At 65.7% G+C, this 25,945-nt stretch carries 24 protein-coding genes; 14 read left to right on the forward strand and 10 right to left on the reverse strand.

Going from position 1 to position 25,945, the window contains the following annotated elements:
* Positions 1–305 precede the first annotated feature (305 nt).
* From QRM60_RS09205 to folE, 3 genes are read right to left on the reverse strand one after another with little or no spacing between them, the layout of a single operon-like run.
* Positions 306–1,013 carry a DUF4194 domain-containing protein gene (locus QRM60_RS09205; protein ID WP_115541491.1) on the reverse strand — a complete coding sequence of 236 codons (708 nt, stop codon included), beginning with the start codon at positions 1,011–1,013 and terminating at the stop codon, positions 306–308.
* Positions 1,000–2,469: a DUF3375 domain-containing protein gene (locus tag QRM60_RS09210; protein ID WP_285446050.1), complete on the reverse strand. Its 1,470-nt coding sequence runs from the start codon at positions 2,467–2,469 to the stop codon at positions 1,000–1,002. Before QRM60_RS09210 ends, QRM60_RS09205 begins: the two co-directional genes overlap by 14 nt.
* Positions 2,470–2,488: 19 nt before the next feature.
* A complete protein-coding gene (gene folE / locus QRM60_RS09215; RefSeq protein WP_043922256.1) occupies positions 2,489–3,091 on the reverse strand; it encodes a GTP cyclohydrolase I FolE in 603 nt (200 codons plus the stop codon).
* A 133-nt stretch (positions 3,092–3,224) separates the two neighbouring features.
* On the opposite strand from folE, the gene QRM60_RS09220 reads away from it, so the two are divergent.
* From QRM60_RS09220 to QRM60_RS09240, 5 genes are all read left to right on the forward strand, one after another.
* Entirely contained in the window at positions 3,225–3,668 is a 444-nt protein-coding gene (locus QRM60_RS09220; RefSeq protein WP_011039231.1) for a MarR family transcriptional regulator, read from the forward strand.
* Positions 3,669–3,741: 73 nt separating this feature from the next.
* A complete protein-coding gene (locus tag QRM60_RS09225; protein WP_011039232.1) occupies positions 3,742–3,960 on the forward strand; it encodes a DUF1656 domain-containing protein in 219 nt (72 codons plus the stop codon).
* Positions 3,957–4,880, forward strand: coding sequence for an efflux RND transporter periplasmic adaptor subunit (locus QRM60_RS09230; RefSeq protein ID WP_285446051.1), 924 nt, complete (start codon positions 3,957–3,959; stop codon positions 4,878–4,880). The genes QRM60_RS09225 and QRM60_RS09230 overlap by 4 nt, the downstream gene beginning before the upstream one ends.
* Positions 4,877–6,328 carry an efflux transporter outer membrane subunit gene (locus tag QRM60_RS09235; RefSeq protein WP_285446052.1) on the forward strand — a complete coding sequence of 484 codons (1,452 nt, stop codon included), beginning with the start codon at positions 4,877–4,879 and terminating at the stop codon, positions 6,326–6,328. Before QRM60_RS09230 ends, QRM60_RS09235 begins: the two co-directional genes overlap by 4 nt.
* Positions 6,325–8,625, forward strand: a complete 2,301-nt coding sequence (locus QRM60_RS09240; RefSeq protein ID WP_285446053.1) for an FUSC family protein — start codon at positions 6,325–6,327, stop codon at positions 8,623–8,625. The genes QRM60_RS09235 and QRM60_RS09240 overlap by 4 nt, the downstream gene beginning before the upstream one ends.
* 353 nt (positions 8,626–8,978) lie before the next feature.
* Here QRM60_RS09240 and QRM60_RS09245 read toward each other — a convergent pair whose 3' ends face one another.
* The 3 genes from QRM60_RS09245 to QRM60_RS09255 form a co-directional block, all read right to left on the reverse strand.
* Positions 8,979–10,340, reverse strand: a complete 1,362-nt coding sequence (locus QRM60_RS09245) for an MFS transporter (protein WP_011039236.1) — start codon at positions 10,338–10,340, stop codon at positions 8,979–8,981.
* A gap of 192 nt (positions 10,341–10,532) precedes the next feature.
* Complete coding sequence (locus QRM60_RS09250; protein ID WP_285446054.1) at positions 10,533–11,078, reverse strand: YdeI/OmpD-associated family protein; 546 nt, start codon at positions 11,076–11,078, stop codon at positions 10,533–10,535.
* Between the two features lie 110 nt (positions 11,079–11,188).
* Complete coding sequence (locus QRM60_RS09255) at positions 11,189–12,091, reverse strand: LysR family transcriptional regulator (RefSeq protein ID WP_285446055.1); 903 nt, start codon at positions 12,089–12,091, stop codon at positions 11,189–11,191.
* Between the two features lie 100 nt (positions 12,092–12,191).
* On the opposite strand from QRM60_RS09255, the gene QRM60_RS09260 reads away from it, so the two are divergent.
* Both QRM60_RS09260 and QRM60_RS09265 read left to right on the forward strand, forming a co-directional pair.
* Positions 12,192–13,031 (forward strand): SDR family oxidoreductase, encoded by an 840-nt coding sequence (locus QRM60_RS09260; protein ID WP_285446056.1) that lies wholly within the window; start codon positions 12,192–12,194, stop codon positions 13,029–13,031.
* A 143-nt stretch (positions 13,032–13,174) separates the two neighbouring features.
* A complete protein-coding gene (locus tag QRM60_RS09265; RefSeq protein WP_043877851.1) occupies positions 13,175–14,440 on the forward strand; it encodes a phospholipase D-like domain-containing protein in 1,266 nt (421 codons plus the stop codon).
* Positions 14,441–14,471: 31 nt separating this feature from the next.
* Here the strand turns inward: QRM60_RS09265 and QRM60_RS09270 are convergent, their stop codons facing one another.
* Entirely contained in the window at positions 14,472–14,987 is a 516-nt protein-coding gene (locus QRM60_RS09270) for a hypothetical protein (protein ID WP_115579730.1), read from the reverse strand.
* Between the two features lie 260 nt (positions 14,988–15,247).
* Between QRM60_RS09270 and QRM60_RS09275 the strand changes: the two genes are divergently transcribed.
* The 4 genes from QRM60_RS09275 (at position 15,248) to QRM60_RS09290 (ending at position 18,887) form a co-directional block, all read left to right on the forward strand.
* The gene (locus QRM60_RS09275; protein ID WP_070694021.1) at positions 15,248–15,454 is read left to right on the forward strand and encodes a hypothetical protein; all 207 of its coding nucleotides are present in this window, start codon (positions 15,248–15,250) and stop codon (positions 15,452–15,454) included.
* The gene (locus tag QRM60_RS09280; protein ID WP_192884408.1) at positions 15,441–16,556 is read left to right on the forward strand and encodes a type II toxin-antitoxin system RelE/ParE family toxin; all 1,116 of its coding nucleotides are present in this window, start codon (positions 15,441–15,443) and stop codon (positions 16,554–16,556) included. Before QRM60_RS09275 ends, QRM60_RS09280 begins: the two co-directional genes overlap by 14 nt.
* Before the next feature lie 137 nt (positions 16,557–16,693).
* Positions 16,694–16,948, forward strand: a complete 255-nt coding sequence (locus QRM60_RS09285) for an Arc family DNA-binding protein (RefSeq protein ID WP_115579732.1) — start codon at positions 16,694–16,696, stop codon at positions 16,946–16,948.
* A gap of 319 nt (positions 16,949–17,267) precedes the next feature.
* Entirely contained in the window at positions 17,268–18,887 is a 1,620-nt protein-coding gene (locus QRM60_RS09290) for an alpha/beta hydrolase-fold protein (protein ID WP_115579733.1), read from the forward strand.
* Between the two features lie 554 nt (positions 18,888–19,441).
* Here QRM60_RS09290 and QRM60_RS09295 read toward each other — a convergent pair.
* On the reverse strand, positions 19,442–19,843 hold the full coding sequence (locus QRM60_RS09295; protein WP_014509620.1) for an antitoxin Xre/MbcA/ParS toxin-binding domain-containing protein: 402 nt from the start codon (positions 19,841–19,843) through the stop codon (positions 19,442–19,444).
* Between the two features lie 315 nt (positions 19,844–20,158).
* Here QRM60_RS09295 and QRM60_RS09300 point away from each other — a divergent pair, with 315 nt between their 5' ends.
* Positions 20,159–20,614, forward strand: a complete 456-nt coding sequence (locus tag QRM60_RS09300; protein ID WP_192884409.1) for a hypothetical protein — start codon at positions 20,159–20,161, stop codon at positions 20,612–20,614.
* 28 nt (positions 20,615–20,642) lie between these two features.
* On the opposite strand, the gene QRM60_RS09305 is transcribed toward QRM60_RS09300, so the two are convergent.
* Together QRM60_RS09305 and QRM60_RS09310 are read right to left on the reverse strand one after the other, a co-directional pair.
* Positions 20,643–20,981 (reverse strand): hypothetical protein, encoded by a 339-nt coding sequence (locus QRM60_RS09305; protein ID WP_192884080.1) that lies wholly within the window; start codon positions 20,979–20,981, stop codon positions 20,643–20,645.
* 118 nt (positions 20,982–21,099) lie between these two features.
* Complete coding sequence (locus QRM60_RS09310) at positions 21,100–21,996, reverse strand: RluA family pseudouridine synthase (RefSeq protein ID WP_285446057.1); 897 nt, start codon at positions 21,994–21,996, stop codon at positions 21,100–21,102.
* A gap of 363 nt (positions 21,997–22,359) precedes the next feature.
* On the opposite strand from QRM60_RS09310, the gene QRM60_RS09315 reads away from it, so the two are divergent.
* Together QRM60_RS09315 and QRM60_RS09320 are read left to right on the forward strand one after the other, a co-directional pair.
* Positions 22,360–23,196, forward strand: a complete 837-nt coding sequence (locus QRM60_RS09315; RefSeq protein ID WP_285446058.1) for a restriction endonuclease — start codon at positions 22,360–22,362, stop codon at positions 23,194–23,196.
* A 30-nt stretch (positions 23,197–23,226) separates the two neighbouring features.
* Complete coding sequence (locus QRM60_RS09320) at positions 23,227–25,815, forward strand: chromosome segregation protein SMC (RefSeq protein WP_147157520.1); 2,589 nt, start codon at positions 23,227–23,229, stop codon at positions 25,813–25,815.
* Positions 25,816–25,945 lie beyond the last annotated feature (130 nt).

Consider the following 25,945-nt stretch of genomic DNA (forward strand, 5'->3'; position numbering starts at 1 on the left):
ACTTTTCTTTGCACAAGCAAAGAAAAGTGACTCGCGCCCGTAGGGCGTGAAAGCTCTGCCCAACACTCCACCCAACCTCAAGCAAACCCACAACCCACAGCCCACAACAAACCAATCATCGCCCGACGCCGTACCCTCATCCGCCCTTCGGGCACCTTCTCCCGGAGGGAGAAGGAAGATGCAGGCCCAGGCGCAGAACAAATCCGCACAGCACGGCGCCCGCCCCTGACACCGCACCCTCATCCGCCCTACGGGCACCGTCTCCCGGAGGGAGAAGGAAAATCCCGGCCCAGGCGCAGACGACATCAGTCCGCAGCAACCTCCCCCTCGCGCAACTCCCGATACGCCACCACCAACGCCTGTACATCCTCGGCCGAGAACAACAACTTCAACACCGGCGACACCTCGTAACGCTCCTCGCTGCCGCGCAACCGCGACAGCAACTGGTTCTCGCGCATCTTGCCGATGGCCGTCATCACCCGCCGCGTAAACCCGGCCCTGTCGGTGGACACGTTCTTTTCGTACACCGACAACGCCTCCACCAACTGCGCCTCGTCCACCACCGCGCGCTCGCCGCGCGTATCGGCTTCGGCCAGTTGCTGGCGCAGGAACAGCAGCAGCACCGACTCGATGAAGGTCAGCGGCGCGCTGCGCAGCAAGGTGGGCGATTCCAGCTCGGCGGTGTCGGCCTGGCGGGTGAACGCCACTCCGCCTTCGCGGTCCAGCACCAGCTCCAGGAACAGTTCGCACAGCACCTGCCGCACGGCCGGCTCGTTGCGCAGCAAGGCCGGCCACAAGGCGCCGTGCCGCTGCGCGTCGATGCTGGGGCCAGCCAACAGCTGGCACAGCGCGCGGCGCGCATCGAAGGGCAGCGTGCCGGTGTCGCCGAGGAACAACGCGCCACCCTGCGCGGCGCTGGCGGCATCGCTGGCTGGCAGCCTCAGCGCGCTGGCGTGTGCGTCGGCGTCATCGTCGTCGTGCGTGTCCAGCGCTGCCTGCTCAGACCAGTTCATTGCGTTTCTCCCGGGTAAACCACACCAAGGGAATGCGCGCGCGCCGCAACGTGCCGTCGCCGCCTTCCCATTGCACCGTTTCCATGTGGCCATCGATCACCAGGCCGTGGCGCGTGCCCAGCGACAGATAGCCGATCACACTGCCCAGCCCCTGCACCGCCGGCCGCTGCTGCAGCGCGTCGCCGATAGTGAGCCGCGGGCGCTCGCCCAGCAGCGCGTGCAGATCGCGGCGCAGGCTGCGCACGTCGATCTCCGATTGCGCGACCAAGTCGCCCACGCTGTCCAGCGAGATCTCTGCCGCGTCGGCCGCGTACACGCGGCCATCGACCTGGGTGAGGCGCGGGTCGTGCAGGCGCCACTGCGACAACGAGCGCAGGCGGCTGCCGCTCAATGCCTGCGTGTAGCCGGTGGCGGCGGTGGCATGCAGGCTCTCGCGCAGGTGCAAGGCTTCGCCCTGTGCCTGCTTGAGCAATTGATTGAGCCGGCGCTGTTCCAGATACCCGCGGCTCTGCACGAACCCGCGCAGGCTGCGCGCGAAGTGCTGCATCACCGTGTGCACCTCGCCGCCGCGCTCCAGCAAGGTACCGGTGAGCCCGCGCAGGAAGGCGCGTTCGCGGCGGTCGAGCTTGCGTGCGAAGCCGCGTGCCAGCAGTGCGTCCAGCGCCTGGTCCAGCTGGCTGCTCTGCTGGGTGTCGTTGAGCAGGCTCCAGAACGCCTCGAAGGTGCGTCCGGCCTCGCTGTCGGCAATCACGTCCACGCCGTTGAACAACTGCTCCAGCACATCGCCGCGCGCGCCTTCGTCGTCGATGATGCGTTCGCGAAATTGCCGGTTGAGTTGTTCGAAGTCATCGCGAACGCGATGGAAATCTTCGGCCAGTTCATCGGAGAGATGGATCAGGTCGCGGGTGCGTTCCAGCGCGCGCTTGCCGTCCAGCGCACCGACGCGGCCGGCGGCCACCCGCTCGATCTCGGCATCGATGCGCTCGCGCTCTGCGCGCAGCGCGGCCAGGCGCGCGTCCGGGTCGGCTTCGGTCTGGCCGGCCAGTTGCACCAGCTGCTGGATCACCAGCGACAGCCGGCTTTCGGTGGCGCTGCTACCACTCTCGCGCAGGCCGGCAATGAAACGGATGGCCTGGGTGGCGGCACGCGAGAGTTCGTATTCTTCTTCGGCCGCGCCTTCGGGCAGGCGACGTTCCAGCCAGCCCTGCGCCAGCCAGTGCGCCAGGTAGGCCTGCGCGGTGCGCGGCAGCTCGCGGGAGAGTTCGTCGCCGCGCAAGACATCCAGCTGGCGCTGCAGGCGCGCATGCAACACCGCCGATGGCAGCCGGCGTTCGCCGTCCATCAACAGGGTCTGCAGCAGGCCGATCAGCTCCGGTGCGTGATCGGCGGCGAGCAATTTCCACGCCGGCTGGTCGCGCAAGTGGCGGTAGCCGGCAATCCGTGCCTGATGCTTCATGACGCCTGCCGGAGCTGCCTCAACGCTTGCCGCCCACTTCGATGAACTGCAGGAATTCGGCGCGGGTGCGCGCGTCCTCGCGGAAGCTGCCGAGCATCTTGGAGGTCACCATGCTGACGCCGCGCTTGTGGATGCCGCGGGTGGTCATGCATTCGTGCGCGCCTTCCACCACCACGCCCACACCGCGCGGTTGCAGTACGTCCTGGATGCACTGGGCAATCTGCGCAGTCATCTTTTCCTGCACCTGGAAGCGGCGCGCGTAGCTTTCCACCACGCGGGCCAGCTTGCTGATGCCCACCACCTTGCCGCGCGGCAGGTAGCCCACATGCACCTTGCCGATGATCGGCGCCATGTGGTGCTCGCAATGGCTTTCGTAGGAGATGTCGCGCAGCACGATCAATTCGTCGTAGCCGGCCACTTCTTCGAAGGTGCGCTCCAGGTATTCGCGCGGTTCTTCGCGGTAGCCGCTGAACCAGTCGCCATAGGCTTCGGCCACCCGGCGCGGGGTGTCCAGCAGGCCTTCGCGGGCAGGATCCTCACCGGCCCAGCGCAGCAGGGTGCGCACGGCCTCTTCGGCCTGGGCCTGGGTAACGGATGAATCGGGCTGGTCGGACTGGCTCATGCGCATGCACCCAAAGGGGGCGTGCATGGTACCCGAGGACGGGGCGGCGGCCCCAGCAGTGGCCCGCCCTGCCTGCCAGGGGTTTAGTTGACAGTTGATTCATTGTTGAATTGATAGCATCCTATCTATTGTAATGACTACCTATCTCCCTCCCCGCGCCCAGCTCAGTGCCGGTCTGCTGGTTGCCAGCCGCCAATGGCAGCGACTGGCCGACCAGGCATTTGGCGAGTTCGGCCTGTCCAGCGCCTGCACCGGGCCGTTGCTGATGATTGGCCGCTCCGGCGGCGGCATCCGCCAGGTGGCCCTGGCCCAGCAGCTGGGCATGGAAGGCCCTTCGCTGGTACGGCTGCTGGACAAGCTGTGCGCGCAGGCGCTGGTGCGCCGCGAAGCCGACAGCAGCGACCGCCGTGCCAACCAGTTGTGGCTGACCGAGGCCGGCCAGGCGTTGGTCGGGCAGATCGAGGCGCGCCTGGTGGCGCTGCGGGCCGAGGTGTTCGGCGCGCTCAGCGATGCCGAGGTGGAGGTGGTGTTGAAGCTATGGGGCCTGATCGCCGAGGCGAACGCGCGCCTGCCCTAGTTGTGCCGACGACCCGCCGTGGTTGCCGCGTGGCCTGGCCGCGCCGGGCGTCGTTGTTCCCCTTCCCCAGCATATGTGGCCGATGTACGGAGAATTCAGTCTCTACGGTGTGTTCGTTCCCACCTTGCTGGCGTTGATGACGCTGGCCTACCTGCTCAACAGCGCGGTCGGCGCGCTGCTGACGCGGGCCGGAGCGTATCGCCACATCTGGCACCCGGCCCTGTTCAACCTGGCGCTGTACATCGCCCTGCTGGGCGGCCTGTTTTCCCTCATGCGTTGGATGCAATCGTGAAGAAGCTGATCAAGACGGCGGGGCCGGCGATGCTGACCCTGGCAATGGTGGTGGTGGCCGCGGTGGTGCTGCAGCACCTGTGGCGGTACTACATGGATGCACCGTGGACGCGCGATGCGCATGTGGGCGCCGATGTGGTGCAGGTGGCGCCGGATGTGTCCGGGCTGGTGGAGCAGGTGGCGGTGGCCGACAACCAGGCGGTCACGCGCGGGCAGCTGCTGTTCGTGGTGGACCGCGCGCGTTATGCGATTGCGCTGGAACAGGCCCGCGCCGCGCTGGCCGAACGCCAGGCCACACTGACCCAGCTCCGCCGCGAGATCGCACGCGACCGCAGCCTGCAGGACCTGGTGGCCGCCGAAGACGCCGAAGTGCGCCGCTCCAACGTGCAGAAGGCGCAGGCCGCCGTGGCCACCGCGCAATCGGCGGTGGATTTGGCCCAACTCAACCTGGACCGTACCGAAGTGCGCAGCCCGGCCGACGGCCATGTCAGCGACCGCACCGTACGCGTGGGCGACTACGTCAGCGCCGGGCGCCCGGTGGTGGCAGTGCTGGACACCGGCTCGTTCCGCGTCGATGGCTATTTCGAGGAGACCCGCCTGCAGGGCGTGCACCCGGGCCAGCGCGTGGACGTGCACCTGATGGGCGAGCCGGTGACGCTGCACGGCCACGTGCAGAGCATCGCCGCCGGCATCGAGGACCGCTACCGCACCGGCAGCGCCGGCGCCCTGCCCAACGTCACTCCCGCCTTCGACTGGGTGCGGCTGGCGCAGCGCATCCCGGTGCGCATTGCGCTGGATGCGGTACCGGCGCAGGTGCAGTTGATCGCCGGGCGCACCGCCACCGTCACCATCCTGCCCGATGCCGCGCGCGCCGCAGCGGCCAGTGCGCCTGCCCGCGTGCAGGCGAAGGCCGCGCCATGAGCCGCGCCGCGTTGCGTCACCTGGGTCTGGCGGCGGCGTTGACCGCACTGAGTGCCTGCAGCACCGTCGGCCCCGACTACGCGCTGCCGCGCGAGGCGGTCTACAACCGGCCGGCCGCCAACGCGCCGTTCCTGGACACCGGCAACGCGCAGGTGCAACCGGGCGCGCCACTCCCGGCACGCTGGTGGGCGCTGTATCAGGACCCGATGCTCGATGGCCTGGTCGAACAGGCGCTGCGCGACAACGTCGAGCTCAAGGTGGCCAGCGCCAACCTGCGCCGCGCCGCGGCCGTGTACGAACAGGCGCTGGACGCCGGCGGGTTCGACTATGAAGTGGAAGCCGGCGTCAGCCGCGCGCAGGTCTCGGCCGAAGCCTTCCTGCAGGAAGAAAAACTGCCCGTGTTCAATCTGGCCGACGGCAAGTTCGGCGTGTCCTACCAGTTCGATCTGTTCGGCAAGCTGCAACGCGGCGCCGAAGCTGCTCACGCCGACACCCAGGCCGCGCAGGCGGCGATCGACCTGGCCCGCGTCAGCGTGGCCGCGCAGGTGGCCGGCAGCTATGTAGAGATCTGCAACGCCAACCACGAGCTGCATGTGGCCGAGCACTCGCTGCAACTGCAACAGCGCAGCCGCACGGTGACCCAGCGCCTGATCAGCGCCGGCCGCGGCACCCCGCCGGATCTGGCCCGCGCCACCGCGCAGGTGGCGATGCTGGAAGCCGCATTGCCGCCGCTGCGTGCACGCCGCCAGGCCGCCGGCTACGCGTTGGCCGCGTTGCTGGGCAAGACCCCCGGCGAACTGCCGGCCGGGGTGGACAGCTGCGCGCACGCACCGGCACTGCAACAGCCGATCCCGATCGGCGACGGCCGCACCCTGCTGGCGCGCCGCCCGGACGTCCGCCAGGCCGAACGCCGGCTGGCCGCGGCCACCGCGCGCATCGGCGTGGCCACCGCCGAGCTGTATCCGGACATCCGCTTGGGCGGCTCGATCGGTGCCACCGGTCTGCTGGCCGATATCGGCGAGCCGGCGACCCACGCCTGGTCGATCGGCCCGCTGATTTCCTGGACGCTGCCGTCCAGCGGCGCGCATGCCCGCGTGCGTGCCACCGAGGCGGGCGCCGACGCGGCGGTGGCGCAGTTCGACCACACCGTGCTGCAGGCACTGCGCGAAGTGCAGACCACGCTCTCGCGCTATGCGCAGGACCTGGACCGCCTGCGCCTGCTCGAACAGGCGCAGCAACAGGCCGAACTGGCCTCGTCGCAGAACCGCCGGCTGTACCAGGGTGGGCGCACGCCCTACCTATCCAGCCTGGATGCCGAGCGCACCCTGGCCACCGCCGACATGACCCTGGCCGATGCGCAGGCGCAGGTGTCCAAGGACCAGATCCAGTTGTTCCTGGCCCTGGGCGGCGGCTGGGAACCGGCCACCGACGCGACCGCTGCGCGATGAACGCCTTGCTGCGCGACCGCCAGGCGTGGCTGTTTTCGGCCAAGACCTTCGCTGCGGCGATCGCGGCCTTGTACGTGGGCCTGGCCGGCAATCTGTCGCGCCCGTACTGGGCGATGGCCACGGTGTACATCGTCTCCCAGCCTCTGCTCGGCCCCACCCGCGCCAAGGGCGTGTACCGCGTGCTTGGCACCCTGCTGGCCGGCGCGGCCACGCTGGTCATGCTGCCCAACCTGGTGGAAACACCGCTGCTGCTCAGCGCGGCGATGGCGCTGTGGTTGTCGGCCTGCCTGTTCCTGGCGCTGCTCAATCGTGGCCCGCGCGGGTATGCCTTCCTGCTGGCCGGCTACACCACCGCCTTTATCGGCTTCCCGGCGGTGACCGCGCCGGAAGGCATTTTCGACACCTTGGTGGCGCGCAGCGAAGAAATCATTCTGGGCACGGTGATGGCGGTGCTGTTCGCCGCGCTGGTGTTCCCGGCCTCGGTGCGGCCGATGCTCACCGCGCGCATCGGCAACTGGATGCAGGACGCGGCGCAATGGTGCCGGCAGGTGCTGCAGCGCGGCCCGGCACAGGCGCCGCGCAACCGGCTGGCTGCCGATCTGGTGCAGTTCGAGGCCTTGATCGCCTTCGTGCGGCATGACGACCCGCGCCACGCCGGAGCCGCCCCCGCGCTGGAACAATTGCGCGCGCGCATGTTGCTGCTGCTGCCGGTGCTGTCCTCGATCGCCGACCGGCTGGATGCCTTGCACGCAGCCTCACGCGCGCTGCCGGGCGAGCTGATCGCGCTGCTGGAGGACATCGGCGCCTGGGTGGAGCGCGCTGGGCCCGATGCCGCGCAGAACGCGGCTGAGCAGCCCGAAATGATCTCTGCAGGCGACGCCGATGCGGACGCGGCGGTAGCCGGCCTGCGTGCCCGCATCGCTGCACTGCGCCCGGCGGTAGATGACGACCTGCAGCATCTGCTGCTGGCCAGCCTGCTGCTGCGCCTGGAGGAACTGCTGGATCTGTGGCAGGACTGCCGCGCGCTGGAATCCGCCTTGCTGCAGGGCACTGCGTTACCTGCGTTGGCGGCTGCAGCACGCGATCGCGCTGCACCGGAAACCGAAGCCGGGGCCGGCGCCGAGGTGCGCCTGCGATCGATACTGCCGCAACGCGTAGACGGGTCTGGCGGCAACGCATCGGCAAGTGCTCCCGCACACGCGGACACCGCGCCCAGCGCCGCGCCCAGCCAGCCCGCATCCCTGCTACAACGCCTCACCCGCTCTTCCAGCCGCCTTTCCGCCGATGCACCGGCCACGGCAGGTGACGCACGGCATATCGACTACGGCATGGCGGCGTTTTCTGCGTTGAGCGCCGGCTCCGCGCTGATGGCGTACTGCGTGCTGTGGATCGGCATCGGTTGGGAAGGCGGCGGCAACGGCGCGATGATGGCGGCGGTCACGGCCGCCTTCTTTGCCGCGCAGGACGACCCCGCGCCCAGCATGCTGTCCTTTCTCACCTGGGCGGTGGTGGCCAGCGTGGTGGCAGGCATCTACCTGTTCGGCATCTTCCCGGCCATCCACGATTTCCCGATGCTGGTGCTGGTACTCGCCGCGGTGTTCCTGCCGCTGGGCGCGTTGCTGCATCGGCCCAAGACCATGTTGATCGCGCTGCCGCTGGTGGTGAATCTCACCGCGCTGCTGAGCCTGCAGAACACCTACAACGCCAACATCCAGAGCTTCGTCAACGCTGCGGTGGCGATGGTGCTGGGAATTGGATTTGCCGTGGTGCTGACGCGGCTGTTCCGCTCGGTGGGTGCCGAATGGAGCGCGCGCCGGCTGGTGCGGCAGGGCTGGCGCACACTGGCCGCCGCTGCCGATGGCCGTGGTGCGCAGGACCGCCACCAGTTCGCCGCACGCATGCTCGATTTGCTCGGCCTGCTCGCGCCGCGCCTGGCGGTGGCACCGCCCGGTAGCGACCTGGCATCGGTGGACATGCTTACCGAAATCCGCGTGGGCTTGAACATCCTGCAGCTGCGCCGCGCCCGGCATGGCCTGCCGCCAGCGAGCATCGCCGCGGTGGACGCGATCCTGGCCGATGTCGCTGCGCATTACCGGCAGCAGGTGGCGCACAAGCGCCCGCTGCCCGGCCCCGACACCTTGCGCACACGCCTGGACGCCTCGCTGGCGCGCGTTGGCCAGGTGCCGGCCGGCACGCACCGCGATGAAGCCCTGCTCGGCTTGATCGGGCTGCGTTCCAGCCTGTTCGTTGACGCAACCGTGCCGGACCACGCGACAGGGCATCCGCAGTTGGCGTGAGGGTGGCTTCTTTCAAAGCGATCAAGCAGTGCTTGCATGCCACTGGCGCGCGTTGCCTTGTGTGCCGGTGTTGCGACACGGAGCCGCGTGTGGCGAGTCATGAGTACGCAAGAGACAGCACCGACACGTGCGGTGCAGATCGTCATCAACCACCGCGCGGCTCGTGGACCGAGACAGCGCGCTCACCACCATCTCAAGACGCCATTTGACGCAGCAGGCGCCTCATCTTCAAAGACGTGTGGCGGCAAGGTAGTCCTCGCCGCCACCTGGCAGTGCGCTGAGCCGCACCCTCATCCGCCCTTCGGGCACCTTCTCCCGATCGGAGAAGGATCCCCAAGACACGCCAGCACGCCTCAGCGCTTGCGCGTATGCATCACGTCTTCGTGGTCCAGCCAATTGCTGCCCTTGTTGGTCAGGAAGAAGATGTAGACCACCAGCGACACCGCGATCACCGCCGTGGCGTAGATCACGAACTCGCTCACGTGGCCGGTCTTCAACGAGGCCTGGTACAGCAGCGGCGCGGTGCCACCAAACGCGGAATTGGCCAGCGCATAGCCCAGGCCGACGCCCAGCGCGCGCACATGGGTGGGGAACAGCTCGGCCTTCACCACCGCGTTGATCGAGGTGTAGCCGGTCAGGATCACAAAGCCCACGGTGAGGATCGCAAACGCGGTGAGCCAGTCGGTCTGCTTGGGCAGTTCCATCACCAGGAACCAGGTGTAGAGCACGCCGCCGATGCCGAAGAACACCAACAGGCTCTTGCGGCCCACGATGTCCGACAACCAGCCACCCACCGGCTGCATCAGCATCAGCACCGTCAGCGCAACCAGGTTGATGATGGTGCCGGCCATCACGTCGCCACCGGCGAACGCGGTCTGGATCATCTTCGGGCCGGTCACCGAGTAGGTGTAGAACGCGATCGTGCCGCCGGCGGTGATCAAGAAGCACAGCAGCAGCGGGCGCCACTGGTTGACGAACAACTCGCGCATCGAGCCGGACGCCTTGGCCTTGCCGGTGCGCGAATCGGCAATCGATTCGGAGCTCAGCGACTCGTCCATGGTCTGGCGCAGCCAGAACACCACCAACGCGCCGATACCGCCCAGGCCGAACGCCACGCGCCAGCCCCACTCCGACACCTGCGGCGCATCGAAGAAATGCAGCATCACCAGCAACGTGGTCTGCGCCAGCACGTGGCCGCCCACCAGGGTGACGTAATGGAACGACGACAAGAATCCGCGCCGGCCGGGAATGGCCGCTTCGGACATGTAGGTGGCGCTGGTGCCGTACTCGCCACCGGTCGCAAAGCCCTGCAACAGGCGCGCCAGCAACAGGATGATCGGTGCGGCAATGCCAATGGTGGACACCGTCGGCGTGATCGCGATGACGAACGAGCACAGCGCCATCATCGACACCGAAATGGTCAGCGCCAACCGGCGGCCATAGCGGTCGGCGAAGCGGCCGAAGTACCACGCGCCGATCGGCCGCATCAGGAAGGTCATCGCGAAGATCGCCCACACGAACATGGTGGCGTTCTTGTCTTCCTTGGAGAAGAACTGCGATTCGAAATAGGTCGCGAACACCGAGTAGACGTAGACGTCATACCACTCGACGAGATTGCCGGCCGATCCCTTGAGCGTGTTGGACACCGAGCGGCGAAGGCTGCCGGGTGCTGCGCCAGAACCGGCGGCAATCGGAGACGATGGGGGTGCGCTCATGCGGTCAGAACCTCTTGGTGGGACAGCCCCGGAGTATAGGTGCGCGCTTGTGTGACGCATGTAAGCATTTCGGCGCATAGGCAGGCGCCGCGCAAGCGGCTAGTCCGCCGGTGTGTGCGGCTGGAAACCACTACGTTGCAGGCGCGCTGCGCCTGTTCCATTGCCACGCGCCATTGCGTGAGGCGTGACGCTTCAGCTCGCTTTCGGCGTGGGTGCGCTCAGCGATTTGCTGTACATGCCCGAGCGATCGAAGCAACACGCGCGCCGCTTGCCGGACGCCAGCATGTCGCAGGCGGTGGCAATGCGCTTGCTTCGCGTCTCGGACTTTTTCCCCGAGGTGACCCAGAAAATCCAGTCGCGCCGCGCCACCGCAGTGATGTCATTCCAGGTCGCCTGCGCGGCGGGATGCGCGGCAAGCGCGGCGTGCAGATCGTCGGGCACCACCGGCTCGGGTTCCACCTCCGCCGGTGCGATCTCCAGCGTCACCGTGTCGCCGGCGGCCACCCCGGCGGCGCGCTGCAGCGCGGCGTCCAGCTTCAGCCAATGCCCGCCCTGCCCGTCCGGTTGCAGCGTGGCCTGCAATGGATGCCCGGCCAGGCTGCCGCGCACGCTGACCATGCTGCGCGTCGGCAATGCGCCGCTTGCGTTGGCAGGCAGCACTAGAAACACCCACGCGGCATCGGCCGGCATTGCCGGTTGCAGCAAGGTGGCGGTGCAGCGGATGGCGGCGGTGCCCATGGCGCGGACGATAGCACCGCAAATGGCTGGCATCTGCTGCCTGCGCGGTGCGGTGCTGGCGCGTGCGCAGGCATGCAAACAGCCACACGCTCGAGGCCGTATGCGCGCGCTCACGCCTCCTGCGGCAGCAGTTCCTTGAGTGTATCGATCAACGCGCGCAAGCCCGGCGGCACCTGGCGTCGCCCCGGGTAATACAGCACCAGCCCCGGAAACGCCGGGCACCACGCCTCCAACACCTGCACCAGCGTGCCGCGCTGCAGTGCTGCGCGCACCGCGTATTCGGGCACATAGGCAATGCCCAGCCCGCCTTCGGCGGCTTCGCACATCAGCGGGATCTGGTCCAGGGTGAGCCGCCCGGGCACATCGATCACCATGTCCTCGCCACGCCGTTCGAACTCCCAGCGGTACAGCTTGCCGCTGGGCATGCGGTGGCGGATGCAGGCGTGCCGCTGCAGGGCATCAGGCGTGTCGGGTGTCCCGGCGCGTGCGAGATAGTCCGGTGCGGCAACTGCCACGAAACGCGCCGGCCCACCGAATGGCACCGCCACCATGTCCTGCGGCACCGACTCACTGAAGCGGATGCCGGCATCGAACCCGGCCGCCACGATATCCACCAGCCGGCCTTCGCTCACCAGATCCACCGACAGCGCCGGGTAGCGCGCCAGCACCTGCGGCACCACCTGCTGCAGCAGCAACTGCACCACCACTTCGGGCGCGTTGATCCGCACGGTGCCGGTGGGCCCGCCGCGGAAATCGTCCAGCTCCAGCAACGCCTGGTCCACGTCCTGCAGCGCCGGGACCAGCTTTGCGTACAGGCGCGCGCCGGCTTCGGTGAGCGACACGCTGCGCGTGGTCCGGTGCAGCAGGCGCACGCCGAGGTTGCGCTCCAGCGCGCTGATCACATGGCTGAGCGACGACGGCGCCAACCCGACCTCGCTGGCCGCGCGCCGGAAGCTGCGGTGCGTGGCCACGGCGGTGAACGCGGCAAGGTCGTTGAACGAGGGCTTGGGCATTGGTGGCAAAACCGCATCAACTCATTCGAATTCTATGCCATAGACCCAGCAATCCGCGGTTTCTAGAGTGGGGCTCCTCTCCGAACCACAGGCCATTCCCATGTCCAAGACCTGGCTCATCACTGGCGCCTCCTCCGGCTTCGGCCGCGGTCTGACCCAGACCCTGCTGGCGCGCGGCGATCGCGTCGCCGCCACCGTGCGGCGGCGCGACGCCCTGGCCGATCTGCAGGCAGCGCACGGCAACGCATTGACCGTGCTGCAGCTGGACGTGCGCGACACCGCCGCGGTGCAGGCGGTCCTGGCACAGGCATTCGCGGCGCTGGGCCGCATCGATGTGGTGATCAGCAACGCCGGCTACGGCACGCTGGGCGCGGCCGAGGCCGCCACTGACGCGCAGGTGCGCGCGTTGATCGACACCAACCTCATCGGCTCCATCAGCGTGATCCAGGCGGCGCTGCCGCACCTGCGCCGGCAAGGTGGCGGGCACGTGGTGCAAGTGTCCTCCGAGGGCGGGCAGATCGCCTATCCCGGCTTCAGCCTGTACCACGCCAGCAAGTGGGGGATCGAAGGCTATGTCGAAGCGGTGCGCCAGGAAGTGGCCGGCTTCGGCATCCAGTTCACCCTGGCCGAACCCGGCCCGGCGCGCACCAACTTCGGCGCCGCGCTGGAACGCACCGCACTGCCGCCCGACTATGCCAACACCCCGGTCGACGCACTCCTCCGCGCGCTGGACGACGGCAGCTGGGTCATCACCGGCGACCCGCAGCGCATGGTGGACGCGATGATCGCCTGCACCGAACAGACCCCACCGCCACTACGCCTTGTCATGGGCACCGCGGCGTATCACGCCATCCACGCCGCCCTCAGCAGTCGCCTGGCCGCGCTCGAAGCCCAACGCGCGATCGCGTTTTCCACCGATGCACCGGCGACGGCGCACTAGCGCAAGCCGCAGCGCTGATAACGGCCGCTCGCACCTCTCTGCCAGCACGCAGTTGCCGCTCCCCTTCACAACCTCCACCGCGCCGGCTTGCCAGAATGCCGGCCGCTTGAGGCCGCGACGGCGCGGGAAACGGGAGTGGATGCATGACATGGATCATCGTGGCTTCGGTCATTGCCACGCTGGTGGGCGGGTTGCTGGCGCTGAACTTCGCCACGCCGGAAAAGAAGCTCCAGCACATCCCCAAGCATCTGTACGACGTGGCCGACCCGCAGTTCAAGCGCGAGATGTCGGTGTTGCTGGGCCCGGCGATCCTGCCCGGCAACAAGGTCGATGTGCTGCAGAACGGCCAGGAGATTTTCCCGGCGATGCTGGCCGCCATTCGCGCAGCAAAGCGCACCATCACCTTTGAAACCTATATCTACTGGTCGGGCGAGATCGGCCGCGAGTTCAGCGAAGCACTGTCCGAGCGCGCGCGTGCCGGGGTGGAGGTGCGCGTCACCATCGACTGGGGCGGCAGCCTGAAGATGGATCACGCGCTGGTGGACACCATGACCGAGGCCGGTGTGGAAGTGCACCGCTACCGCCCGCTGGCCTGGTACAACCTGCACCGCATCAACAACCGCACCCATCGCAAGTTGCTGGTGATCGATGGCCGCATCGGCTTCACCGGCGGCGTGGGTGTGGCCGATCAGTGGATGGGCGATGCGCAGGACCCGGAGCACTGGCGCGATACGCATTACCGCATCGAAGGGCCGGTGGTAGCGCAGGTGCAGACCGCCTTCAACGACAACTGGATCAAGAGCACCGGCCGCGTGGTCAACGGCGCGGACTATTACCCGGCGCTCACACCTGCCGGCGACAGCGACGCGCAGCTGTTCGTGGCTTCGCCCTCCGGTGGCAGCGAGAGCATGCACCTGATGTACCTGGTGGCCATTGCCGCGGCGTCCACCTCCATCGATCTGGCGGCAGCGTATTTCGTGCCCGATGCCCTGATCACCCGCGCGCTGCTGGAAGCGCGCACGCGCGGGGTGCGCATCCGCGTGCTGCTGCCCGGCCCGCACATCGATGCGATTTCGGTGCGGCTAGCCTCCAAGGCCAGTTGGGAACCGCTGCTGCAGGCCGGCATCGAGATCCACGAATACCAGACCACCATGCTGCACACCAAGTTGCTGATCGTGGACGGGCTGCTGGTGTCGGTGGGCTCGACCAACTTCGACATCCGCTCGTTCCGGCTCAACGACGAAGCCAGCCTCAACGTGTACGACCGCACGCTGGCCGCGCGCATGACCACGGTGTTCGAACGCGACCTGCAGCAGGCGCAGGCCTACAGCCTGGAACGCTGGCGTGCGCGCCCGCTGCGCGAGAAGCTGGCCGAGAAACTGGTGATTCCGATCCGCTCGCAGGTGTGAGCTAGCAGCACGCCGACCAACGCCGGCTTTTTCAGTAACCCGAGGCCTGCAGGCGCAGCTGACGCAAGCGCCACCACACCCCGCCCACGTGCACCAGCGAGTACAGCACCAGCGCCGCGGCGATGCCGAGCGTGAGCGGGCTGGCCTGCGACCCGGCCACCGCCGCGCCGCCGCTGAAGGCGCCATCGGCCCAGCGCCACGCCAGGCGGCCAAGCAACACCAGCATCAGCGCGCCGCCAATCCACGGATTGGGCGTGTACCAGCCGCGGCCGTCCACCCATTCGGCATGCGTGTAGCGCAACGACACCGCACCCAGCCCCGCGCCGACCACCGCGCCCAGCGCCACAGCGGGCGCCACCCCAGGCAACCCGTAGGCGGCGTAGCCCAAGGCTGCAGTGGCCACCAGCAACAGGGCGGTGCGCAAGGTCGCGGCCACCGGCTTCCAGGGTTGGCGCCCGAAGCTGCGGCGGATGCGGCGGTAGTAGAAAAAGGCAACCGCAGCCATCGACAGATAGGGCGTCAGCGGGGCAATGGCGAAGGCGGGCATGCAACATCCTTTGCGGGGTGAGGTGGGTGAAGCAAGAGCTGCAGGATGAAACCCAGCCCGGGCACGAACAAGGTGCCAAGTGTCACTTTCTGCAGCCATCCGCGCCCGCCGTACCCCCAGCTCCCCGGCAACGCGCGTGGCGGCTTCGCACACACCGCGGCCGGCCGGTGAACGCAACGCCCGCCTGCGGCAGCCGTTGCCACACGCGGATCCAGGCGGCGGCGGTAGACTTGCCGCCAGTGTTCCCCCACCGCAGTGCCATGTCCCCCATCAAGCAACACGCGCACCAGCTGATCGACGCGCTGCCCGAGGCCGCCGGGTGGGACGACCTTGCGCGCGCGGTGGACGGCGCCGGTTTCGAGGCCGCGGTGCATGCAGGCATGGCCGCTGCCGACCAGGGCCAGATCGCCAGCCCGGCACAGGTGACGGCGATGTTCGCCAGATGGGGTGTTGATGTTGCGGCGTGACTGGACCGTCCCGGCCGCCACGCAGCTCGCCCACGCCCAGGATCACTACCACGCGCTCAACCCCACCGCGGCCGCGGCGATGGCCCGGCAGGTGCGCGAAGCCACCCGCACCCTGGCCGAGCAACCCGGCCGTGGCCGTACCGGCCGGGTCGCGGGCACCCGCGAATGGACGGTGAAGCACACCCCGTACGTGCTGGTGTACCGCGTGCGCGACGACGCCCTGCAGCTGCTGCATGTGCGGCTGGAGACCCAGGACTGGCTGCCGCGCACCGAGCCGGTGATCGAGCGCATCGAACCGTGGATTGCCGCGCTGATCAGCGCGCTGCTGCATGTGCTGATGCTGCTGATCCTGTTGTCGGCCTCCACGCCCAGCATGACCCCGCCGCAGGGCTCGGCCAGCGGTGGCCGTACCAAGGTGGACTTCGTCGGCGACACCTCCCAGCCCGATCAACCGGTGCCCTCGCCCACCCCGGTACCGCCATCGCCCACACCCACGCCCGTGCAACCGCCGCCGGCTGCCTCGCCGGTGCAGTCCACGCTGGTGCAGCAGGCCAAGAACCCGGTGCCGCCGCAGGGCGACACCGCGCCCGGCAGCCTGGCCGAACGCCGCCGACAAACCCGGCGCCAGACCCGTCCCACCCCGCCGCAACCGCCTGCGCCGCCGGCCGCCTCCACCCAGCGCCGCCCGGAAACCTGGACCGGCCGCCCGCCAGGCATGCTGGAGGAAGAGGCCGACGGCGCCGAAGACGGCACCGCCAACACCTCCACCATCAGCCAGGGCCGCCGCAACGACCGCAACAACGCCCAGCCCAGCATGGATGTGGGCGGCTTCCAGGTGTATTACGAAGTGCGCAGCGAAACCCAACTGCGCGCCTGGAAGGAGCAGGGCATGCAGGAGATCGCCATCATCCTGCCCGGCACCCAGCAACGCATGGTCTGCCCGCTGGACGTCGCGCTCAAACGCGGCTCCAGCAAATGCCGCCTGCTGCCGCCGGATTCGCCCGAGCTCAAGAGCATTGGCGACGCACGCGAAGTCATCAACATGATGGAGGTCTACCGCCAGGGCGAACCGGTGTGGCGCGGGCCTGGACCGTATCGGTAAGCGGTGGGACTGGTGGGCCCGGATTCCACTTACCTGCACGTGCCGGAATGGCTCCATCGATACCGGGCAGGTTGAAGTCGCCACAGTGCTTGCGCTTTTCTAAAGTGCAAGCAACCTGATTTCACCGGAAGGGCGATATGCCTTCTTTCACCGTCCGCAACATCCCGGAGGATGTGCATCGCGCCATCCGGGCACGTGCTGCCCAACACGGGCGCAGCACCGAGGCGGAGATCCGCGCGATCCTTGAATCAGCAGCCAAGCCAGCCGACCAGGTCAAACTGGGCGCGTTGCTGGTGGACATCGGCCGCGACGCTGGCCTGACAGCAAAAGAGGCCGACGCCTTCGCCAAGTTACGCGAGAAGGCCGCGATCAAGCCGATCGGTTTGAAGTGACCCTGCTCGATACCAGTGTCATCTCCGAGCTCTGGCGGCCTCAGCCCAACCCGCGTTGTCGGCTGGATCGATGCGCAGGCGGTTGAGACACTGTTCCTGTCGGTCGTGACCGTGGCCGAATTACGCTTCGGCATTGCCGTCATGCCCGAGGGCCGCAAGCGGTCCACATTGCATTCGCGGTTGGAACAGGTCCGCACCAACGGCAAGTCGCACCAAGCGACGTCCTCTCGCCCCCAGAGCACGTAAGCGGCGGGAAACTGGCTACAGTCTGCCCAGGGCGGTGTCGCCCACGCCATCCACCCGCTACCAAAGGATCTCCATGCTCCTGCATCGTCTTGCCCCGCGTGTGGGCCTGGCCATTGGCTTGTTGTGTGCCTGTTGCGCGCACGCCGCCACGCCGGTGGCGGCCCATCGCTTGCTGCGCGTCACCCTGGGCGGCGCCAGCGACCAGGTCGCGTCTGGCCGCTTGCTGGTGTTCGCCACCCTGGCCAAGGACGCGCAGGCGGCGGCCAAGGAGCGCAACAAGGACGGCAAGGTGGAACAGGTGGACGCAAGCCCGTTCCGCCCCAGCGCGGTGGCAGTGGCGGCGCAGGAAGTCACCGGCCTGGCGCCCGGCGGCAGTGTCAAGATCGACCTGGATAACCTCGCCTTCCCCAGCGCGTTTTCCGCGCTGCCGGCTGGCGAGTATCTGCTGCAGGCGGTGCTGGATGCGGACCACAACTACGGCTACAGCGGCCGCAGTGGCGGTGACCTGCTGAGCGCGGTCACGCCGGCCACGCTGGGCAAGAACGCCGCGCTGCCTACGCTGACCCTGAGCACACAGGTGCCGGTCTCCGACGACCCCTGGCAGGTATCGCCACGGGCGCCGCAGGCAGTGCGCGATGCCGTGCCCGAGGCCAAGTTGCACAGTGCCGATGCGTCGATGGTGAGCCCGGCGCTGAGTGCGTTCTGGGGCCGGCCCACGTCCATCCGTGCGCGCGTGCTGACACCGCCCGGTTACGACGCCAAGGCCGCCGCGCGCTATCCCACGGTGTATGTCACCCACGGCTTCGGCGGCGGCTATAACAGCTTTGCCGGCAGCATCGCCTCCACCTGGAGTGCGATGGCGGCCAAGCAGATGCCGCCAATGATCTGGGTATTCCTGGACCAGGCCACGCCCACTGGCACCCACGAGTTCGCCGATTCGGTCAACAACGGGCCCTGGGGCACCGCGCTCACCGAGGAGCTGATTCCGGCGCTGGAAAAGCAGTACAAGATGGACGGCAAGGCCAGCGGCCGGTTCTTGAACGGGCATTCGTCCGGCGGCTGGGCCACGCTGTGGTTGCAGACGCGCTACCCCAAGCTATTTGGCGGCACCTGGTCCACCTCGCCGGATTCCAGCGACTTCCACGACTTCACCGGCCCGGATCTGTACGCGCCCAACGCCAACGTTTATCGGCGCGCCGATGGCAGCCAGTTCCCGCTGGTGCGTGACCAGGGCAAGGTGTTGGCCGACCTGGAAACCTTCGCCAAGCTCGAACGCGTGCTCGGCCCCTACGGCGGCCAGCTCACCTCGTTCGAGTGGGTGTTCTCGCCGCGCGGCGCCGACGGGCGCCCGGTGCCGATGTTCGACCGCGACACCGGCAAAGTCGACCCGGCCGTGGTGGCCTACTGGCGCACCCACTACGACATTTCCGCGCGCGTGGCCGCGCAGTGGCCCACGCTCAAGCCCGACCTGGACGGCAAGATCCACCTGATCGTGGGCACCGCCGATACGTTCTACCTGGATGGCGCGGCGCGTAAATTCCAGGCGGTGCTGGACGGCCTGGGCGCCAAGAGCGACTTCCGTTATCTGGAAGGCCGCACCCACTTCGATCTATACAAGGAAGGCGAGGACAGCAACGCCTTGATGAAAAAGATCGCCTGGGAGATGTACGCGGTGGCGCGACCGAAGCGCTGAGCGTGCCGCTGCGTTGATGCCTGAGCTGTTGGGTGTGCCGGCCGTGCATGCGACGTGCGGCCGGTGTGTCAGGGCATGACGATCGCGGTGGCAGCGCACGTAGCAGATCGCCCGATCGCTGCGTGCGCTGGCATCGCCAATGACAGCAAGTAGCGCAGCCACACGCGCGACGACGCGTCGTTGCAGCTCGCTGCGCTGCGTCCCACCAAGCATCAACACCACTCACAGTGCAGCGCAGTTCTTCGTTAGACAACACTCACTCGCCCGCACGGGCGACAACGCACAACACGCATCAACCCAGCAATAACAGCACGCTGCGCAGCCACACGCGCAACGAACGCGTCATTGCAGCTTGCTGCACTGCGTACCGCCAGCATCAACACCACTCACGGTGCAGCACAGTTCTTCGTCAGCCAACACTCACTCGCGTGCACGGGTGACAACGCGCCACGCCCATCAACCTGCACCGGGGGACTCAGCCGCGCGCAGCGGCGCGTTGTGATGTGCACCATCCAGGCGCCGGCCCTGCAGCGGCGCTGTTACACATCAGTGACTCACGCCGAGCGCCTCGGCAACTCCCACTGCGCCTGTTGCCGTAGCACCAGCAGCAAGACCTGCAGCCGCCCGGCGCGCACCATGGATGCGGGTGTCTGGCCATCCAGTGCGTTCATCGGCTCACGGAACCAGCGGATCAGCGCCTCGTTGTTGCCGCCGTTCAACGCCCATGCGTGGCAGACGATCTCGCCCAGGGCCTCGATGCCGGCGCTGCCCAGCAGCTTGAGGTGATCGGGCGTGAACGCGAACAGCGACAGCACCAGCTCGGCATCGGCGGCCTTGCCGTGGTCGTGCTCCATCTGCTCGCTGTGCGCGGTGCGGTACGACGACGCCTGCGCGCGAAAATCTTCGGCACGCCGCATGCCGGTGAGCAGTGCTGCAATGAGGTCGGCGCGTTCCATGGGGCAGTCCACCAGTGTGATAGAGCGCACGCTATCTGCCGCACCGCCGCCGCTCAATCAGGAGTCTCCCGACAGCCGGTGAAGGCGTCAGCTTGCGTTGTCATTCGCGCCGGCCCGCCACGGCCATGTGCGCCACGCGGTGGCGGCGCTGTCCAGGCGCGGCGTGCGCTGCGTGGCGGCCCCTGCATCGCTGGCGCGGCGCCCCGCGTTCCCGGTGCTTAACGAACGGATTGCTAGGATCCGGGCGCGTCACTGGCAGCAGCCCGCGCTTGCAGGGCTGCAGGATTGGAGTGTCACCTCATGAGGAGTTGTCAGATGCCCTGGAAATCCGCTCTCACCGTGCTTGCCCTGTCCACCGCCGCCTTGCCGGCCTTTGCCCAGCCCGACCGCCAGGTGGTCGAAGACATGCTCACCCGCTCGGCCAACGTCTGCCCCGGCCACAGCACCGACCGTACCTCGCCCACCGTCAAGGCCGTGCCCGTCGGCGCGCTGCGCGTGATGCTCGAACGCGGCCTGGTGATGTGCCCGGACCGCCGCCTGGATGCCGCCGCGCCGGCGGTGTTCTATGGCCGCCTGGGCGTGTTCGCCTGGAACCCGGAAGTGCCCGCCGCCAAGACGGTGATCGTCCAGCAGATCAGCAACATGACCCGCAGCGAGGACTACCCTGTCGAGACGCTGGTGTGGGACGCCAAGGGCAAGGCCCTCACCCAGCAGACCGTGCCGATGTTCGAGCCCAGGCCGGGTGCGGCGGTGTTGTACAAGGTGCGTTGAGGCTGACCCGACTACACGCGGCGCCCAGTCAGACCCTGGCACCGCGCTGCCGGCTCGCTTCGGCCGCATCGGCCGGGCCATCGCCACCTAGCCGCTGCTCGTAAATCTCGTCGACCACGCTGCGTACCGCGCGGGCGGCATTGAAGATGCTCTCGCCCAGAACCGACAGACTGGTGGCATCCAGCGGCTTGCCGCTGCACACCGCCACCATGTCGCTCTGCGCGGTGATCGTCCGCAACAGCGTGTGGAACCGGTCGATCTGCTCGATGGTGACGCCGAAGGTGAAGTGTTGTTCGTGCATTTGCAGCTTGGCCGCTGGCGTAGTGCTTCGCCGAGCATTGGTCGAAAGGGCTTTCGAAGTGGTCATGGCGTCCGTCCTCGACGTGAGCGGACGGGATGTCCGCAAGGCCACCGTAGCGCGCTCTTTCGGATATCTGAAAACCAGATATTTCGTCTGATTTTTTGGCGAAGCACAGGTTCGCGTCTCAAGCCGATCTTGTCGGTTTGATCGTCGCGGTGAAGCGCCGAGGCTCTCCAGTAATCGGGTCATCGAACGCCAACGTGCGTGCGAACAACTGCAGCGGCCGCTCAGGGTCATCGGGCCGCTGATCTTCCAAGTCGGGATAGAAGCGGTCATGCAGGATCGGCGCGCCCAGCGCGGCCATGTGCACGCGCAGTTGGTGCTTGCGGCCGGTGACCGGCTCCAGCCGGTACGTCCACGTGTTTGCGCCACGCGCGATCACATCGATCACCGTCTCGCTATTCGGCTCGCCCACACCCTCGCGCATGCGGAAGAACGGCTGGCCCGGCTCCAGCCGGCTGCGATGCACATACGGAAACGTCAGCCCCGGTAGTGGCGGCGCCACCGCCAGGTAGTGTTTGTGGATGCGTCGCTCACGAAACAACGCCTGGTAAATCCCGCGTGTTGCCGGATTAGCTGAGAACAGCACCAGCCCGGCGGTATCGCGGTCGATGCGGTGCAGTGGCACCAGCGACGGATTATCAAAGCGCCGCACCAGCCGGGCCAGCAACGTCTCGCGCACATACGCACCCGCGGGGACGACCGGCAGGAAGTGCGGCTTGCAGGCAACCACAAGATGCGCGTCGGCATGCACTACCGTCTCTACCGCAGAGATGATGGGCTCATCCACCACCTCGCGGAAATAGTAGATCTCCGCGCCCAGCCGATAGGGCGCAGAAACCTCCAGTGCCTGCTGCTGCGCATCCAGCACACGCCCGCGCGCGAAGCGGTCACGCCACGTGGCAGCAGCCACGCTCGGAAAGCAAGTGCATAGCGCCTCAAACACCGTCTGCCAGGGGCCAGCGGGAAGTTGGAACTGGCTGGCGGGAATGCCATCGCGGATGGGGCGTGGAACGGACATGGCAGCGGCGAAAGCGCACTCAAGCAAATAGACGGGAATCGTACCTTGCCGCGACGACACCATCTGCAACTGTGCCGCGCCTCGCCAACGTCACGCGACGTTCGAGCGCTTTCCATGACACACGAGATTGGACAACCCACACAGCACTCTTGTGCGGCCTGGTTGAGGGTATCGATGCTCATGCGCGTGCGAGTAAGCCGATGCACGTGCAAGCGAACTCAAGCTGTAGCGCCGAAATCAGGCTCGTGTGCGCTCAAAACCTCGCGCCGATAGCAGATGCGACATTGCGCGCATCAGCACCGATGGTCTGCTGACAAAACCCGTTGCAGCGGCTATGGTCAAAGCTGGAACGGGGGTTCTTGCATGGGACGCAGAAAGAAACAAAGCGGGTTTGAAGCGTTGGCTACGTTGCCGTGGCCGGTGGGCGTTGTTGCAGGAATCGTTGCGTATCTTGGCGTGCGCTACGGCATTGGCTGGTGGTTCTCGCATCACGGCGGAATGCTGTCGCAGGGCATTGCACAGCAATCAACGGCGATGTTTGGACCACTGGCGTGGATGCTGCTTGGCATCTGCTGGCTCGCCGGGCTGTTCTCCTATCTGGGCGCACGCAGCCGGCGGCGCTTTCTGGAAACACGCACAAGCCTGGAGAGCCTGGCCGCCGGCGGCTGGCGACAGTTCGAACAATTAGTGGGCGAAGCATTTCGCCGCCAGGGCTACAGCGTTGAAGAAACCGGCCTGGGCGGCGCCGACGGCGGCATCGACCTGATCCTGCGCAAGGACGGCTGCCGCACACTGGTGCAATGCAAGCAATGGAAGCGCCAGCAGGTTGGCGTCAGCGTCGTGCGAGAGATGTACGGCCTGCTAGCCCATCACCAAGCCCACGCAGTAAAGATCGCCTGTATCGGTACCTACACGAAGGACGCTGAGCGCTTTGCCGAAGGCAAGCCGATTGAGTTGATTGCCGGCGAACAGTTGTTGGACATGATCCGAGCGGTGCAACAGCAAGGGGCAACACAACTTGCTGCGTCACCAGTACGCATCGACCCTGTCTTTGCCTCAACTGGGTCCACTGTCTCCGCAACCGGCACTGCCCTAGGCTGCCCACGCTGTGGCAGCGCGCTTGTGCACCGAAGAAACCGGCGCACTGGCGAGAACTTCCTAGGCTGCATTCAGTTCCCGAAGTGCAGAGGAACTGCATAAGTGGACCTGCCCCCCGTTTTTTAGGAGAAGATGAATATGGAAAACACCACAACAGCAGCCTCGGTAGAGGGCTGGCTCGACACCCGCGCAAGCTGGTTGCGAGTTGCAGCTCAAAATTTAGTATCCAAGGGTAAGATGCCCGATAACGCAGCCATCGATGCGTTAGCGGATCATTGCCACGCAGAAGCTACAGGTAAACTTCCCGTTCCATATCCATCGCTCATCCCGGGCATAATCCAAGCTACGCCGGTGGGTCCTAAACTCAGGATCAATAAGCTTTCCCATATCCACGGAGTCAATGCATTTGGCCCTCGGGCCGAGCTAAATCTTTCAGGCGACCTGACAGTAGTTTATGGCCCTAATGGAGCTGGAAAATCTGGCTACGCACGGCTTATGAAACACATGTGCGGCGCGAAAACGGCAGAACCTATATACGGTAACGTATTTGCAACTACTAATGAACCCGTTTCTGCTACTGTGCGTTACTCGGCAATCGGCATGAAGGATAGCAAGCCCTTCACAGATGAGAAGGACGTTGTTTGGCAAGCATCCCAGGGCACCCTCCAGCTTCTTGCGTCGGTTCACGTTTTTGATAGTGCTACTGCGACCCACTTAGGGCAGACTGCCTCGACAGCCACGCATTTGCCTCGGACTATGCGTTTCGTAAACCTGCTAATTGATATCTCCGACCAGGTTGCAGAGCGACTGCGGCTGCGCACTCAAGCGCTGGTGTCAACCTTGCCGCCTATTCCCGTGGAGTTCGCAAATACGCAAGCAGCTGCTTTCCATAAAAGCCTTGTAGCAACCACCACGATCAAAACGATCAACGAGGGCTGCCAGTTCACCGAAGCCCAACTAGCTGATCGCGTGGGTCAAGAGTCAGCTCTAGCCCAGGCTGATCCAGCAGTGGCATACGCCAAAGTTATTGCAGACCTCCAGCGCATCAAGGAATTAAGCCATGGAATCACAGCATGGGCGGCCACCTTTGGCGATGACCTCGGCCTAGCCCTGGCCGACGCCCAAGCAGCGGCTACTGAGGCCCGACAGGCAGCTATAGACCATGCCAAATGTTTTTTAGATGGCATTCCTCTGCCTGGAGTCGGCGAGAAGTCTTGGCAGCGTTTATGGATGGCTGCAGCGGACTTTGCAAAGACAGCCTACCCAGAACACGTGTATCCGAACATCGACGAGGGGGCTAGATGCGTGCTATGCCAGCAATCATTAGAGCTAGATGCTAAGAAGCGGATGGCCGATTTCACAGCCTACGTAACTAACCAGCTCCAATCTCAAGCGGCGGTAGCAGAGAAAACGTTAACTGACCTGATAGCCACCATTCCAGGCTCGCATCCCAGCACCTATTGGCTCTCCGTCGCATTATGGAGTGGAATGACACCAGAAGCAGCGATTTTAATGGGATTGCAGATCGATCAGCGCTTAGCGCGCCTGCGGGCATATGATGCTGAAGCCCCGCAGGTGGATTGGAATCCTTTTCAGTCGGCGGTTGAGTCTACTATGGCAGCACTAACCGCAGAAAGAGACATATTGGCTGCTCTCATCGACCCAACAGGTCGGGAGCATAAACACGCTCAGCTACTCGAACTGCGGGCTCAAGAGTGGGTTTCTAAAATTAAAGATGCCGTTTTGGCCGAGGTAGACCGCAAAAAGCATGTTTCCGAATTAGAAAACAGTGTGCGCTTGGCTCAGACCCATGCGCTCACCAAGTTTAGTAACGAGGTGGGAAAATCTGAACTAGCGGGCGGCTTTGTCGAAAGATTCAACACTGAATTGAAAGCACTAGGTGGAACTACTATTCCTGTTAATCTCGTGCACAAGTTAGAGGGAAAGGGCATCTTTTCGTTTTCCATCGGTCTCGATAGCGCGATTGGGAAGGTAAAGAGTCGCGATGTCTTGAGCGAAGGCGAGCAGCGCGTTGTGGCTCTAGCTGCATTTCTTGCCGATGTAACTGGGACAGATCGTTCATTGCCTGTCATCTTTGATGATCCCATTTCCTCCCTCGATCAGCGTTTCGAAGAAGCAGTGACCGCAAGGTTGGTCGAGCTGGCAAAGACCCGGCAAACAATTGTATTTACGCACCGCCTTTCTATGGGCGTACTCATTGAGCATGCTGCCGAGAAGCAAGAAGCTAAAGGCACAGTAGTCGTAGATGTTGTCGCTATTGACAGAAAGGGTACGGAAGCTGGTGTTCCTGCCACCATAAAAGTTTTTACGCAGTCGCCAAAGAAGGGGCTAAACGATTTAGATGGCAAGGTTCGTGCCGCTATGAAGTTGGACGACGATCAGCAACAAGAGTTACTCAAAGCCGCGTGCGGCAACTTTCGTATCTTGGTTGAGCGCGTAGTCGAGGACCACCTGTGCGCGAAGGTCGTAATGCGCTATCGAAGAGAGATAAAAACCAATGGAATGCTGAACCGGTTGACCGTGATCTCGAAAGATGATTGCGCCCTCATCGAAAAAATGATGACTAAATACTCAGCATTTGAACACGCACAGCCTTACGACACACCCTTACCTTCAATTGACCCACATAATATAATTTCGGATATCGCCGACATGTCAGTGTGGATCAGAGAATTTGAGGGAAGGGCGGCCGCAGCGTGATTTAGGAAAATTGATTAATATCACAAGAACGACATTTGGAAAATTGCCCGCTTGTTAATTTTACTTAAGCTAATGGGCCACTTTAGATAGCTCCACAGCTGATTTCGATGGTCGTTAGCAACTTAAAATG

Origin of the sequence: Xanthomonas sp. fls2-241-TYG-148, assembly GCF_030208815.1 — a bacterium.
GTDB lineage: Bacteria > Pseudomonadota > Gammaproteobacteria > Xanthomonadales > Xanthomonadaceae > Xanthomonas > Xanthomonas campestris.

Coding starts and splice junctions, on each gene's coding strand:
- QRM60_RS09205 (WP_115541491.1), bottom strand. CDS start 1,013: ATGAACTGGTCTGAGCAGGCAGCGCTGGACACGCACGACGACGATGAC.
- QRM60_RS09210 (WP_285446050.1), bottom strand. CDS start 2,469: ATGAAGCATCAGGCACGGATTGCCGGCTACCGCCACTTGCGCGACCAG.
- folE (WP_043922256.1), bottom strand. CDS start 3,091: ATGAGCCAGTCCGACCAGCCCGATTCATCCGTTACCCAGGCCCAGGCC.
- QRM60_RS09220 (WP_011039231.1), top strand. CDS start 3,225: ATGACTACCTATCTCCCTCCCCGCGCCCAGCTCAGTGCCGGTCTGCTG.
- QRM60_RS09225 (WP_011039232.1), top strand. CDS start 3,742: ATGTGGCCGATGTACGGAGAATTCAGTCTCTACGGTGTGTTCGTTCCC.
- QRM60_RS09235 (WP_285446052.1), top strand. CDS start 4,877: ATGAGCCGCGCCGCGTTGCGTCACCTGGGTCTGGCGGCGGCGTTGACC.
- QRM60_RS09240 (WP_285446053.1), top strand. CDS start 6,325: ATGAACGCCTTGCTGCGCGACCGCCAGGCGTGGCTGTTTTCGGCCAAG.
- QRM60_RS09245 (WP_011039236.1), bottom strand. CDS start 10,340: ATGAGCGCACCCCCATCGTCTCCGATTGCCGCCGGTTCTGGCGCAGCA.
- QRM60_RS09250 (WP_285446054.1), bottom strand. CDS start 11,078: ATGGGCACCGCCGCCATCCGCTGCACCGCCACCTTGCTGCAACCGGCA.
- QRM60_RS09255 (WP_285446055.1), bottom strand. CDS start 12,091: ATGCCCAAGCCCTCGTTCAACGACCTTGCCGCGTTCACCGCCGTGGCC.
- QRM60_RS09260 (WP_285446056.1), top strand. CDS start 12,192: ATGTCCAAGACCTGGCTCATCACTGGCGCCTCCTCCGGCTTCGGCCGC.
- QRM60_RS09265 (WP_043877851.1), top strand. CDS start 13,175: ATGACATGGATCATCGTGGCTTCGGTCATTGCCACGCTGGTGGGCGGG.
- QRM60_RS09270 (WP_115579730.1), bottom strand. CDS start 14,987: ATGCCCGCCTTCGCCATTGCCCCGCTGACGCCCTATCTGTCGATGGCT.
- QRM60_RS09275 (WP_070694021.1), top strand. CDS start 15,248: ATGTCCCCCATCAAGCAACACGCGCACCAGCTGATCGACGCGCTGCCC.
- QRM60_RS09280 (WP_192884408.1), top strand. CDS start 15,441: ATGTTGCGGCGTGACTGGACCGTCCCGGCCGCCACGCAGCTCGCCCAC.
- QRM60_RS09285 (WP_115579732.1), top strand. CDS start 16,694: ATGCCTTCTTTCACCGTCCGCAACATCCCGGAGGATGTGCATCGCGCC.
- QRM60_RS09290 (WP_115579733.1), top strand. CDS start 17,268: ATGCTCCTGCATCGTCTTGCCCCGCGTGTGGGCCTGGCCATTGGCTTG.
- QRM60_RS09295 (WP_014509620.1), bottom strand. CDS start 19,843: ATGGAACGCGCCGACCTCATTGCAGCACTGCTCACCGGCATGCGGCGT.
- QRM60_RS09300 (WP_192884409.1), top strand. CDS start 20,159: ATGCCCTGGAAATCCGCTCTCACCGTGCTTGCCCTGTCCACCGCCGCC.
- QRM60_RS09305 (WP_192884080.1), bottom strand. CDS start 20,981: ATGACCACTTCGAAAGCCCTTTCGACCAATGCTCGGCGAAGCACTACG.
- QRM60_RS09310 (WP_285446057.1), bottom strand. CDS start 21,996: ATGTCCGTTCCACGCCCCATCCGCGATGGCATTCCCGCCAGCCAGTTC.
- QRM60_RS09315 (WP_285446058.1), top strand. CDS start 22,360: ATGGGACGCAGAAAGAAACAAAGCGGGTTTGAAGCGTTGGCTACGTTG.
- QRM60_RS09320 (WP_147157520.1), top strand. CDS start 23,227: ATGAATATGGAAAACACCACAACAGCAGCCTCGGTAGAGGGCTGGCTC.